The following is a 12,418-nucleotide window of genomic DNA, read 5'->3' as shown; positions in this document are numbered from 1 at the left end:
TTATACACAAATACGTTCTTTTTCTCATACTATTAGGTACATAACTAGAAAAATGGTTATGTCGACTTGGCTATCATGCTATTTGTGGACGGTTTCGCTTTTTACGAAAATAGGAACTATCTATTTTTGTAAAAAGTGCTACAATAGAAAAATGAAAACAAACGATTAGGGTGATTTCATTATGAAAATTAAATTAGGTTTATTATATGGTGGAAAATCAGCGGAGCATCAAGTTTCTTTACAAACAGCTCTTGCTGTTAGTAAAGCGTTAGATCAAGAAAAATTTGAGGTTCATCCAATTTATATTACTGAACAAGGACAATGGGTTCGCGGTGAGCGTCTTGAAGGTGAAGTAAACAGCGTTCAAGGGTTGCAACTGAACGGAGAAGAGAACGCAATTTCTCCTGTATCATTAAGTTCAGAGATTATCCCAATGTCATCTTCTGATAAAGAGAATGCACTCGATGTAATCTTTCCGTTATTACATGGACCAAATGGTGAAGATGGAACAGTGCAAGGCTTGTTAGAACTTATAAATATTCCATATGTAGGAAATGGTGTGTTAGCGTCAGCTGCAGGTATGGATAAAGTTGTTATGAAAAATATTTTTGCGGAAGCAGGCTTACCGCAAGCGAAATATGTTTCATTCATCCGCAGTGTTTGGGAGAAAAATCGCACAGAAGCTTATGGGAAAGTTGAAGAAACATTAGGCTATCCATGTTTCGTGAAACCAGCAAATCTTGGCTCAAGCGTTGGAATTAATAAATGTAAAGATCGTGCTGAGTTAGAGAATGCATTTGAAGAAGCGTTCCAATTCGATCGTAAAATTATTGTAGAAGAGAATATTGTTGGTCGTGAAGTGGAAATTGGTGTATTAGGAAATGATGAACCGAAATGTTCGGTTGTAGGTGAAATCGTAGCTAAAAAAGAATTCTATGATTATAAATCAAAATACATTGATGGCGATACGGCGATGGTTATTCCTGCTGAAATTAAGGAATCGGAATATAAGAAGATTAACGAGTATGCGATTCTTGCATTTCAATCTTTAGACGGTGCGGGATTAACGCGAGCAGACTTCTTCTTAACAAAAGATGGTGATGTATTTATTAATGAAGTAAATACAATGCCAGGATTCACGCCATTTAGTATGTTCCCTCTATTATGGGAAAATACAGGATTAGCGTATCCAGAACTTATTCAAGAATTAGTGCGCTTAGCGATTGAACGTCATGAAGAAAAACAAAAAATTAAATATACAATCTAACAAGAAAGGAGAAGCACTATTCAAATGAATAGTGTTTCTTCCTTGTAAGGAGTGTTTTTTATATGATAAAGCGAACAGCGAAGCAAGTTGAGCAAATGGTATGCGGAACTAGTTTGGCGGAGCAGTGGAATGATATAGAGATAAAAGGTATTTCCATTGATACAAGGAAGATTGAACAAGGAAATTTATATGTTCCAATTCAAGGGGAACGTTTTGATGGTCATACTTTTGTAAAGAAAGCGATAGAAAATGGCGCTGTCGCAACGCTATGGAAAAAAGGCGTGGCAAACCCGCCGGAAAATGTACCAGTTATTTTTGTAGAAGACACATTACAAGCATTACAGACATTAGCGAAAAACTATCGTGACCAATTAAATGTGAAAGTAGTTGGTGTAACAGGAAGTAACGGAAAAACATCAACGAAAGATATTGTGACAAGCTTACTGGGAACAAAATTTAAAGTGCAAAAAACAGAAGGGAACTTCAATAACCATATCGGACTTCCTTTGACAATTTTAAATTTAGAAGAAGATACAGAAATAGCGGTATTAGAAATGGGTATGTCGAGCCGTGGTGAAATTGAATTTTTGTCAAAGCTTGCTCGTCCTGATGCAGCGATTATTACAAATATTGGAGAAGCGCATTTAATGGATTTAGGCTCTCGTGACGGAATTGCCGAAGCGAAGTTAGAAATTGTGACAGGTTTACAAGAAAATGGCGTATTTGTTTATAATGGAGATGAACCATTGTTAACTACACGTGTACCAGGCATGAATTTATCTGCAAAGACAATTACATTCGGTGATGCAAGAGCGAATGATTACCACCAAGTATCTGTTAAGTTGGAAGCAACAGGTACACAATTTAAAATGAATCAAGCGCAGGATGTAGTATTTTATTTGCCCGTTCTTGGGAAGCATAATGTATATAACGCATTAGCATCAATGGCGGTTGCTGAGTTCTTTGGTGTAACGTGGGAAGAAATGAAACAAGGTTTAGTGACATTGAAGATGACAGGTATGCGTATGGAAGTTGTAAAAACGGATGCGGGGTTAACGATTATTAATGATGCGTATAACGCGAGTCCGACAGCGATGGAAGCAGCGTTCCATTTAATGAATGAATTGAATGGATTTTCTAAAAAAATTCTTGTGCTTGGCGATATGTTAGAGCTTGGTAACCAAGAAGTACAATTTCATTATGAAGTTGGAAAATTAATTGATCCAGCTCGTATTGCATATGTGTTTACGTATGGTACGCTCGGTGCGCAAATGGCAGAAGGTGCAAAAATTAATTTTCCTAATGACCGAGTAAAAGCTTATGATAATAAAGAAGAACTCGTTAAGGATTTAAAAGAAGTCGTTGATGTGAAAGACGTTGTATTAGTAAAAGCATCTCGTGGTATGAAATTAGAGGACGTTATTACGATGATCAAGTAATGGGGGCTTTGTTGTCCTGTATATGGTCTACTCTATTGTCTGATTACTGGAACCCCTTACAATAAAGGGATTTAAAATCTAGGATAAAGATGACAAAGTTCATATATAAAATATGGAGAGAGTTGGGTTTGCTTTTTACACATACAAAACATATAATTGATAGGGTGTAATAACGTTGTAGAGTATTTTTGTGATAAATGTAGGCCCGTTTATATATGTAAACATCAGGGAAAGGGCATTTTCCGCAAACACGGAAAGTGTCTTTTTTGAGTGAATAGTTAGGATAATTACTCCTGCCATTTGAAAGTTATAATTGTTTGAAACGGGGTTTTACTACCCAAGAATAGCGGGATAAATTTGTCTCGGGACTACTTTTGTCTAGCTTTACGTTTGGATGTTTAAAGTGTGCATACTTGTTACATTCATTTTTCAAAAGCTAGTTTTATTATAATTGTCAGGCACTCTTGCGTTGATAACGCATTTTGTCTGAAGAAGACTTAGCCCAACCTTACTTGGATATCCTGTGAATATGAGAAGAAGGAATAATCTGGGCTATTTTAGATAGAAAAGGAGAAGTAAAATTGACAACATTTCGAGAATTAGGATTAAGCAGTTCTTTGCTACAGTCTGTTGAAAGCATGGGGTTTGAAGAGGCAACACCAATCCAGGCAGAAACAATTCCAGTAGCCTTACAAGGTGTAGACATCATTGGTCAAGCTCAAACAGGTACAGGAAAAACAGCTGCATTTGGATTACCACTATTAGAAAAAGTAAATACACGTCAAGATACAGTTCAAGGTATCGTTATCGCGCCAACTCGTGAGTTAGCAATTCAAGTAGGTGAAGAGCTATACAAAATTGGTCAACATAAGCGTGTGCGTATTTTACCAATCTATGGCGGCCAAGATATTAACCGTCAGATTCGTGCGTTGAAAAAGGGTCCACACATTATTGTTGGTACACCAGGACGTATTTTAGATCATATTAAACGTAAAACACTTCGTCTGCAAAACGTAGAGACAGTTGTTCTTGATGAAGCGGATGAAATGTTAAATATGGGCTTCATTGAAGATATTGAAGCGATTTTAACGGATGTTCCTGAAGAACATCAAACATTATTGTTCTCAGCAACAATGCCAGATCCAATCCGTCGCATTGCGGAACGCTTCATGAGCGAACCTAAACATATTAAGGTTAAAGCGAAAGAAGTAACTATGCCAAACATTCAGCAGTTCTATGTAGAAGTGCAAGAGAAAAAGAAATTTGACGTGTTAACACGTTTATTAGATATTCAATCTCCAGAGCTTGCAATCGTATTCGGTCGTACAAAGCGCCGTGTTGATGAATTATCAGAAGCATTAAACTTACGTGGCTATGCAGCAGAAGGAATTCATGGTGATTTAACACAAGCGAAGCGTCTTTCTGTATTACGTAAATTTAAAGAAGGTTCAATCGAAGTTCTTGTTGCGACAGATGTAGCAGCACGTGGACTTGATATTTCAGGTGTAACACACGTATATAACTTTGATATCCCACAAGATCCTGAATCATACGTACACCGTATTGGTCGTACAGGTCGTGCAGGTAAAACAGGCCTTGCGATGCTGTTTGTAACACCGCGTGAAACAGGACAATTAAAGAATATTGAGCGTACAACAAAACGTAAAATGGATCGTATGAATCCACCAACATTAGATGAAGCTTTAGAAGGACAACAACGTTTGATTGCTGAAAAACTTCAAAGTACGATCGAAAGTGAAAACTTATCATACTACAAACGTATTGCGGAAGAGTTATTAGAAGAGCATGATTCTGTAGCGGTTGTAGCAGCTGCTTTAAAAATGATGACAAAAGAGCCGGATGCAACGCCAGTTTCTTTAACATCAGAACCGCCGGTAGTTTCAAAAGATCGTTCTAGAAAGAGAAACGGAAGCGGAAACGGCAACGGCAACGGAAGAGGTGGTTATCGTGATGGTAACCGCGAAGGTAACCGTAATCGTGAAGGTGGCCGTAACCGTGATGGCAACCGCAATCGTGGCGGTCGTAAAGGAGAAGGTCAAGGGCGCGGCGAAGGACGCGGCGAAGGGCGTTCTGGAGCTCCTAGAGGGCGCAGTGGCGAAAGAAAGCATCAAAGCCGTAAACCACAATCTAACTAAACATATAGAAGAGAGGCAGTCTTTTTCAAAAGGCTGTCTTTTTTGTATCTTTATTTGGGTATACTACATAGAAACTTGTATCGGAAAAGAGGAAATGGAATGCTCGTAAAGCTTGGGTATGCTGCGATGAGTGTGCGTGTCAAAAATGCTTCTCCTTCGCAAACAATGACGTATGCAAAGTTTCAGCGAATGCAAGACAGAGAAGCAGCAATCAAAAATTTAGAGAGGATTTCTAATTCTAATTTGGAGAATTGCTTACGGTTGTTAAAACATAATTATGGACATGATATTTCATTCTTTCGTTTAAGTTCGAAATTAATTCCTCTGGCAAACCATGAGGCGTTGTTAGAATGGGACTATATAAAACCTTTGCAAGAAAATTTACGGAAAATTGGAGAATACGCAAAACAAAAACGGATGCGAATTGACTTTCATCCAGATCATTTTGTTGTTTTAAATTCATTGCGTCCACCTGTTGTAAAGCAGTCGCTAAAAACATTACAGATGCATGGGAAGTTGCTACAGGGAATGGGAATCGATAGAACGCATCGTTGTGTTTTACATGTTGGTGGTGCATATGGGAATAAAGAACAAGCGCTAGAAAAATTTATTGAAAACTGGTCGCTTGTTCCAGCTGGGATTCAAAAGATGATTATGCTAGAAAATGATGACACTACATTTTCTTTAAAAGAGACGCTGTACTTAGGAGAAAAACTTGGGATTCCGGTAGTTTTTGATTTACATCATCATATGATGAATCATGATTTAGAAGAATGGGAAAGCCACTGGGAACGTGTTGTGCAAACTTGGGAACAATCTCCTTTGCCGATTAAAATGCATATTTCGAGTTCGCGAGAAGGGAAGAATCCGCGGGCGCATGCCGATTTTATTGATTCTAATTCTTTCGTTTCTTTTTTGCGACATATAAGAGGAAGTGTTCCAGAAATACACTGTATGATAGAGGCAAAACAAAAAGACGAAGCACTCTTGCAGTTGATGAGGGATATGACAGATAAGGTGGGAGTGGAAATAATAGATGGTGCAAGCTTTTGGGTGAAATAAGCTTATGCACCATCTGTTTTTTTTATGAATAATGGCCCTAAGCAAGCTCCTATAAGTAATCCAGCTAGATGGCTAATTGAATTTGTTGTTGAATCGAGAAATGTAAACGCAAGGAGAATACATAAAATGGTAACAAAGAGAAGGATTTCTTTTCTTCTAGTAGGCTGAAATTGCATATAGAATAGGTAAAGCTGTACTCCTAATAGTCCGAAAATAGCACCAGAAGCTCCTGTATGAGTATAGTAGATCGGAAAGAAAAAGTAAGAGGCAATATTTCCGATAATTCCAGACGTAAGAAACACAAATAAAAATCGAATGCCATGCAGTTGTTTTTCTAATGAAAATCCAAGCGCAAAGAAGCAGATGCTATTGGATAGAAAATGAGAAAATGTTGTATGAACAAATAATGAAGAAATGAGTCGCCACCATTCTCCTTCAGCTATACACTCGTTACAGGCGATTCCGATAGAGAGACTCTTATTTCCTAATGATAGTAAAACAAGTTGTATAAAAAGTAGTGCCATAGTAACCGGCGGGAAAGAAGAAAATGAGTATTTGAATGGAGTATTCATATTTACACTCCTTTTGCTGTTAGCATATTGTCTGTTATTCTTACAATATGAGAGTGCGAAAGAAAATAGAAGGAAGGAACGGCGGGATATGATTGTAGGAGTTGGAATTGATATTATTGAAATTGAAAGAATTGAAAAGATGATAGAGGGACAGCCGAAATTTACAGAGCGTATTTTAACGGAAAATGAGCGCCAAGTGGCCTGTGCGTTAAAAGGAAAAAGACGTAGTGAATTTGTTGCAGGGCGCTTTGCAGCGAAAGAAGCGTATTCGAAAGCGCTTGGTACTGGAATTGGCAAAGAGGTTAGTTTTTTGGATATTGAAATTATGAATGATGAAAGAGGGAAACCTATTTTACTTGCCGATACAAGTCATACGATTCATCTTTCAATTAGCCATAGTCGAGAGTTTGCGGTAGCGCAGATTGTTTTAGAAAGCTCGTCAAGCTAGTCTGCATATTTCATCTCTTTGTCTCATATATTTGAGTAGCGTTAAGGAAGAGGCTTTCTTCCACTTACTTATTGAGACAAAGGGGCTGAACGTATGAAAAGGCGGCTATTTTTGTTTATTGTCGGTTTGTTGACCGTTTTTCTGTTAGCTGGTTGTATGGAGAAGAAGAAAGAAGATGTTGTGCAAGATTTGAATGAAAGAGTAAAAGATATGAAAAGCTATCAAGCAGAAGCGAAGCTATCGATTAAAACGGGAAATGAACCACAAGTGTATGATGTTGAAGTTTGGTATAATAAACCATCGTATTACCGAGTGAATTTAAAAAATGCAAAGAAAGATCAAAGTCAAATTATTTTACGAAATGATGAAGGTGTATTTGTTCTTACTCCATCTTTAAATAAAAGTTTTCGCTTTCAAAGTGATTGGCCGCAAAATAGCAGTCAAGCATATTTGTATGAATCACTTGTTAGAGATATTTTGAACGATAAGGACCGTTCGTTTAAGAAAACAGATAAATATTATGTGTTTGAAACAAAAACAAACTATCATCATCAAAATATGTTGCCAAAGCAACAAATTACATTTAATAAAAAAGATTTATCGCCTGTTTCAGTGAAATTGATGGATAACGATCAAAATGTTCTTGTACAAGTGGATTTTTCGAAAGTAAAGTTTGACGCGAAATTTGATAAAGGTGCATTTGATACGAAGCAAAATATGTCTAGAGCACAAGTGGATATACAAACGACAGCTCAACAAGAAAAGCCATTTGCTGTTTTGTATCCAAGTGATACACCGCAAGGCATGACTTTAAAAGAAGAGAAGGAATTTAATACAGATAACGGAAAACGTAATATTCTTACGTACACTGGTAATAAGAAGAGTTTTACATTAATACAAGAAAAAGCGAAAGTAGCACCAACTATTGCGACGCAAAGTGTGAGCGGGGAGCCTGTTGATTTAGGTTTCGCAATTGGGGCATTAACAAAAGATTCTGTTACATGGTCACATAATGGAGTGGAATATATGCTTGTATCAAAAGAGTTGAAACAAGAAGAATTATTAATGGTGGCGCGTTCTGTAACTCAAAAACAAGTAAAGTAAACAACTAAGACGTGGTGACTACAGTGTACACCACGTTTTTTAGCACGGCTTCATGTATGGATAAAAATTTCATGTAATCTGATGTAATAAAGGTGAGAAAAAAGTGAATATAAAAGAATAAGCTCTGCATATCGTATAAAGGGAGTGTTTTTTCTAGGTGGGAAAATCGCCATTTTATCGTGATGCATGGGCCGAGGTAAACTTAGATGCGATTTATGAGAATGTAACTCGTATTCAGTCTATTATCCTTAACGGTGTAGAGATTTTTTCTGTTGTGAAAGCAAATGCATATGGTCATTGGGCAGTGGAGGTTGCAATGGTTTAAATGTATGTTTATAATACTTATATTTTTACTAGATGGTAATTTGAGAAACTCGCTTTAGAAGAATAACAAAGAAAAGTACAAGGAAATGAATGTTTTATTTCCAAGTTGGAAAACATAAAGCAAGACATTAGGAAGTCTTTGCAACAGGCCCTATACAATGGTATTATTACAATAGGTGTCGTATATGTGTGTGTGTAGTTGACGGTGGAGGTGTATTTTTGTGTCCGAATCAAGTGTAACTACTGAAATCGTTGTTCGGTTGCCGAAACAAGTGGTAACAGAATTAGACGGAATTGGAAAACAAGAGAATAAGAATCGCCATGAACTTATTTGCCAGGCAACACAATTGCTATTGCGCCAACATAAAACAAAGAAGCGCTACCAGCATGAATCAATGAGACGTGGGTACATTGAAATGGGAAAAATCAATCTTGGTATTGCATCTGAAGCTTTCTTGGCAGAGTATGAAGCAGCTCATACAGTAGAACGCTTAGTTAGCGGGGGGTAATCTTTTGATTGTAAAACGCGGCGACGTGTATTTTGCAGATCTTTCCCCAGTTGTTGGTTCTGAGCAAGGAGGCGTTCGTCCGGTTCTGGTCATTCAAAATGACATTGGGAATCGTTTTAGTCCTACTGTAATTGTGGCGGCCATTACTGCACAGATTCAGAAAGCAAAATTGCCCACCCATGTGGAAATTGATGCAAAAAAGTATGGATTTGAGAGAGATTCGGTTATCTTGCTCGAACAGATTCGAACAATCGATAAGCAGCGCTTAACGGACAAAATCACTCAGTTAGACGATCTGATGATGAATCGTGTAGATGAAGCTCTGCAAATTAGTTTAGGACTGATAGATTTTTAGTTCAACGTTGAAGTTGCTCTCTTGTAAGAGCAACTTTTTTTATTATTGAAGGAGGTTTTGTTGCAAATGGAAATGGTAGATAACCGCCAAGGGCTAATGAAAACGCTAGCGAAAGAATTGAATTTTTCAGAGAAGCAAGTTCGTCATGTTATTGAGTTAACAGAGGAAGGGAATACGGTCCCTTTTATTGCTCGTTACCGAAAAGAATGGACAAACTCATTAGACGAAGTGCAAATTCGTTCGATTTTAGAAAGGTGGCAATATATTACACAGCTTGAAAATCGTAAAGAAGAAGTGTTGCGTTTAATTCATGAAAAGGGAAAGCTTACAGAAGAACTGCGTCGTAATATTACCTCTGCAACAAAACTACAAGAGGTCGAGGATTTATATCGTCCATATAAAGAAAAACGAAGAACAAAAGCAACGATTGCGAAAGAGAAGGGATTAGAACCTTTGGCAGAGTGGTTATTAACGTTTGCGAAGGATGACGTGCTAGAAAAAGCAAAAGTGTTCGTAAATGAAGAAAAAGAGGTTCAGTCGCCAGAAGAAGCATTGCAGGGGGCAAAAGACATTATTGCAGAATATGTATCTGATGAAGCGTCTTATCGTAGTTGGATTCGCAATACTACCTTTAGAAAAGGAACAATTTCAGCAGCCGTAAAAGATGAAGAAAAAGACGAAAAGAATGTATACGAAATGTATTACAGCTATGAAGAACCAGTGCAAAAGGTTGTTCCTCACCGTGTATTGGCGATGAATCGTGGTGAAAAAGAAGAAATTTTAAAAGTAACAATTGTACCTCCGATTGAAGACGTTCTTCAATTTTTACATAAAAAAGTTATTCATAATTCATTCGTACCAAGTGCGAATTATGTACAAGAAGCAATTGAAGATGGTTATAAGCGTTTGATTCAACCGTCTATTGAAAGGGAAATTCGTAAAGAGCTAACGGAAGTAGCGGAAGAACAAGCAATTCATATTTTTTCAGAGAACTTACGGAATTTATTGTTACAACCGCCGATGAAGGGGAAAGTAGCGTTGGCTGTAGATCCTGCTTATCGTACGGGATGTAAACTAGCAGTTGTAGATGATACAGGGAAAGTGCTTCATATCGATGTCATCTATCCGCATCCGCCTGTCCGGAAGTATGAAGAAGCGAAAAAGAAATGTATTTCCATTTTAGAAAAGTATGAAGTAGAAGTAATTGCGATTGGAAATGGTACGGCTTCTCGTGAAACGGAAGAATTTATTGTAGATGTACTACAGACAGTTTCTCATGATGTGTTTTATATTATTGTCAATGAAGCGGGGGCAAGTGTATATTCCGCATCAGAATTAGCGAGAGAAGAGTTTCCGAATTTGCAAGTTGAAGAAAGAAGCGCGGTTTCTATAGGGAGACGTTTGCAAGATCCGCTTGCAGAATTAGTAAAGATTGATCCAAAGTCTGTTGGGGTAGGGCAATACCAACATGATGTATCGCAAAAACGGTTGAATGAATCATTAACATTTGTTGTTGAAACAGCTGTAAACCAAGTTGGGGTGAATGTAAATACTGCTTCTGTTTCCTTATTACAATATGTTTCTGGTTTATCAAAAACAGTTGCAAAAAATATTGTGAAAAAACGTGAAGAGAGCGGGAAGTTTACGAAACGTGCTGAACTGAAAGATATACCACGATTAGGTGCAAAGACATATGAACAATGCATCGGATTTTTACGGGTTTTAGAAGGTGAGAATCCACTTGATCGAACAAGCATTCATCCAGAGCAATATAAGAATGTGGAATTGTTAGTGAAAAGTTTAGGGTTATCTATTACAGATGTTGGACAGCCTCATTTGCAAAAACGCTTAGAGGAAGTGGAAGTTTCCTCGTTATCAGAGCAAACGGGCGTTGGTGAACCAACGCTGCGAGACATTATTGATGCCCTTATCCGTCCGGAGCGAGACTTACGTGATGAATTACCGAAGCCGCTTCTTAAAAAAGGTATCTTAAAACTAGAAGATTTAAAACGTGGTATGGAATTAGAAGGTACAGTTCGGAATGTTGTAGATTTCGGTGCTTTTGTTGACATCGGTGTAAAACAAGATGGACTAGTTCATATTTCGAAAATGAGTAAACAGTTTGTAAAACATCCATTAGATATTGTGTCTGTCGGACAAATTGTAAAAGTGTGGGTCGATGATGTTGATATGAAAAAAGGACGCGTCGCTTTATCTATGTTACCGTTAGAAGATTAAAAAGCCACGCCTATGGATGCGTTTATTGTTAGTTGAATGAAAAGGGAGTGGAATATGTTGATCCATTCCCTTTGTTTATTAGGGATGTTGCTTTTTTTTATAAAAAAACCAGCATTCGTTAAGTAATTTGATTTGATAGCGGTTTTTTTCATAATAAGCACGCCGCATTTGTTTGCGAAGCCATGCTGGCATATGAATCCCTCCTTTGATAAGAATGAGGATGGGTATATGTACTATTTAATGTATGCATGAGACCGACGAGACGTGTGGATTTATTTTAATGGGTAGGAGAGATGAGGATGTATGAAGTAGATATTCAGAGATTAGTGGAGGAAGTATCGATAAATTATTTTGCGAGCCCTTTTTTGCATAAGGCGGTGTTTAATAAACGGTTACGTACGACAGGTGGGCGGTATATATTAAGCACTCATAATATAGAACTAAATTATCATTATTATGTAAAGTATGGGGAAAAGGAATTGATTGAAGTAATTAAACATGAGTTATGTCATTATCATTTGCATATTATGGGGAAAGGGTACCAGCATAGAGATAAAGACTTTCGTGAATTATTAAAGCAGGTGAACGCACCGCGTTTTTGTAAAAGAATGTCCGGGAGACAAGTAGAGGTAAAACAATATGTGTATGAATGTATAACGTGTCATTTTCAATATGTAAGAAGACGCAGAGTAAATACAGTTCGTTATGTGTGCGGGAAGTGTAAAGGGAAATTAAAGCAGGTTTAAAAACTCCTTGACACTAAAAAAACAATCCAGTATATTATAAACATGTCACGTCACTACAGAATGTTGTAGGAAGCACTTGACTTAGAAAATGAATTTTTATAAGATATAAATTGTCTTAAATATTCCGCAGTAGCTCAGTGGTAGAGCTATCGGCTGTTAACCGATCGGTCGTAGGTTCGAGTCCTACCTGCGGAGCCA

General features: G+C 37.5%; 12 protein-coding genes, 1 tRNA gene and 1 pseudogene. 12 read left to right on the top strand and 2 right to left on the bottom strand.

Annotated features, from left to right (window positions below; all coding sequences use genetic code 11):
- Positions 1 to 178: 178 nt before the first annotated feature.
- The 4 genes from BM211_RS20605 (at position 179) to uvsE (ending at position 5,924) form a co-directional block, all read left to right on the top strand.
- Positions 179 to 1,267, top strand: coding sequence for a D-alanine--D-alanine ligase (locus BM211_RS20605; RefSeq protein WP_090999232.1), 1,089 nt, complete (start codon positions 179 to 181; stop codon positions 1,265 to 1,267).
- A gap of 62 nt (positions 1,268 to 1,329) precedes the next feature.
- Complete coding sequence (gene murF, locus BM211_RS20600) at positions 1,330 to 2,706, top strand: UDP-N-acetylmuramoyl-tripeptide--D-alanyl-D-alanine ligase (RefSeq protein WP_090999230.1); 1,377 nt, start codon at positions 1,330 to 1,332, stop codon at positions 2,704 to 2,706.
- 581 nt (positions 2,707 to 3,287) lie between these two features.
- Positions 3,288 to 4,862, top strand: coding sequence for a degradosome RNA helicase CshA (locus BM211_RS20595; RefSeq protein ID WP_090999228.1), 1,575 nt, complete (start codon positions 3,288 to 3,290; stop codon positions 4,860 to 4,862).
- A 99-nt stretch (positions 4,863 to 4,961) separates the two neighbouring features.
- Positions 4,962 to 5,924: a UV DNA damage repair endonuclease UvsE gene (uvsE, locus tag BM211_RS20590; RefSeq protein ID WP_035432481.1), complete on the top strand. Its 963-nt coding sequence runs from the start codon at positions 4,962 to 4,964 to the stop codon at positions 5,922 to 5,924.
- Between the two features lie 2 nt (positions 5,925 to 5,926).
- Here the strand turns inward: uvsE and BM211_RS20585 are convergent, their stop codons facing one another.
- Positions 5,927 to 6,496 carry a rhomboid family intramembrane serine protease gene (locus BM211_RS20585; RefSeq protein WP_035432483.1) on the bottom strand — a complete coding sequence of 190 codons (570 nt, stop codon included), beginning with the start codon at positions 6,494 to 6,496 and terminating at the stop codon, positions 5,927 to 5,929.
- Between the two features lie 88 nt (positions 6,497 to 6,584).
- Here BM211_RS20585 and acpS point away from each other — a divergent pair, with 88 nt between their 5' ends.
- From acpS to BM211_RS20555, 6 genes and pseudogenes are all read left to right on the top strand, one after another.
- Positions 6,585 to 6,944 carry a holo-ACP synthase gene (gene acpS / locus BM211_RS20580; RefSeq protein WP_035432485.1) on the top strand — a complete coding sequence of 120 codons (360 nt, stop codon included), beginning with the start codon at positions 6,585 to 6,587 and terminating at the stop codon, positions 6,942 to 6,944.
- 156 nt (positions 6,945 to 7,100) lie between these two features.
- Entirely contained in the window at positions 7,101 to 8,048 is a 948-nt protein-coding gene (locus BM211_RS20575) for a LolA family protein (RefSeq protein WP_035432611.1), read from the top strand.
- 157 nt (positions 8,049 to 8,205) lie between these two features.
- Positions 8,206 to 8,364: pseudogene (locus BM211_RS20570) on the top strand (alanine racemase); the annotation flags it as partial.
- Positions 8,365 to 8,593: 229 nt separating this feature from the next.
- The gene (locus BM211_RS20565; protein ID WP_000004571.1) at positions 8,594 to 8,881 is read left to right on the top strand and encodes an antitoxin EndoAI; all 288 of its coding nucleotides are present in this window, start codon (positions 8,594 to 8,596) and stop codon (positions 8,879 to 8,881) included.
- A 4-nt stretch (positions 8,882 to 8,885) separates the two neighbouring features.
- Positions 8,886 to 9,236 carry a type II toxin-antitoxin system endoribonuclease NdoA gene (gene ndoA, locus BM211_RS20560; RefSeq protein ID WP_020063273.1) on the top strand — a complete coding sequence of 117 codons (351 nt, stop codon included), beginning with the start codon at positions 8,886 to 8,888 and terminating at the stop codon, positions 9,234 to 9,236.
- 66 nt (positions 9,237 to 9,302) lie between these two features.
- Positions 9,303 to 11,474, top strand: coding sequence for a Tex family protein (locus BM211_RS20555; protein WP_035432488.1), 2,172 nt, complete (start codon positions 9,303 to 9,305; stop codon positions 11,472 to 11,474).
- A 78-nt stretch (positions 11,475 to 11,552) separates the two neighbouring features.
- Here the strand turns inward: BM211_RS20555 and cmpA are convergent, their stop codons facing one another.
- Entirely contained in the window at positions 11,553 to 11,666 is a 114-nt protein-coding gene (cmpA, locus tag BM211_RS20550) for a cortex morphogenetic protein CmpA (protein ID WP_020063275.1), read from the bottom strand.
- A gap of 107 nt (positions 11,667 to 11,773) precedes the next feature.
- Between cmpA and BM211_RS20545 the strand changes: the two genes are divergently transcribed.
- Both BM211_RS20545 and BM211_RS20540 read left to right on the top strand, forming a co-directional pair.
- Entirely contained in the window at positions 11,774 to 12,220 is a 447-nt protein-coding gene (locus BM211_RS20545) for a SprT family protein (protein ID WP_035432491.1), read from the top strand.
- Between the two features lie 123 nt (positions 12,221 to 12,343).
- Positions 12,344 to 12,418 (top strand) — tRNA-Asn (locus BM211_RS20540).

Origin of the sequence: Bacillus sp. 491mf, from assembly GCF_900112415.1 — a bacterium.
GTDB lineage: Bacteria > Bacillota > Bacilli > Bacillales > Bacillaceae_G > Bacillus_A.
The sequence above is the reverse complement of the archived record's forward strand: the minus strand, read 5'-3'. Positions and strand labels throughout refer to the sequence as shown.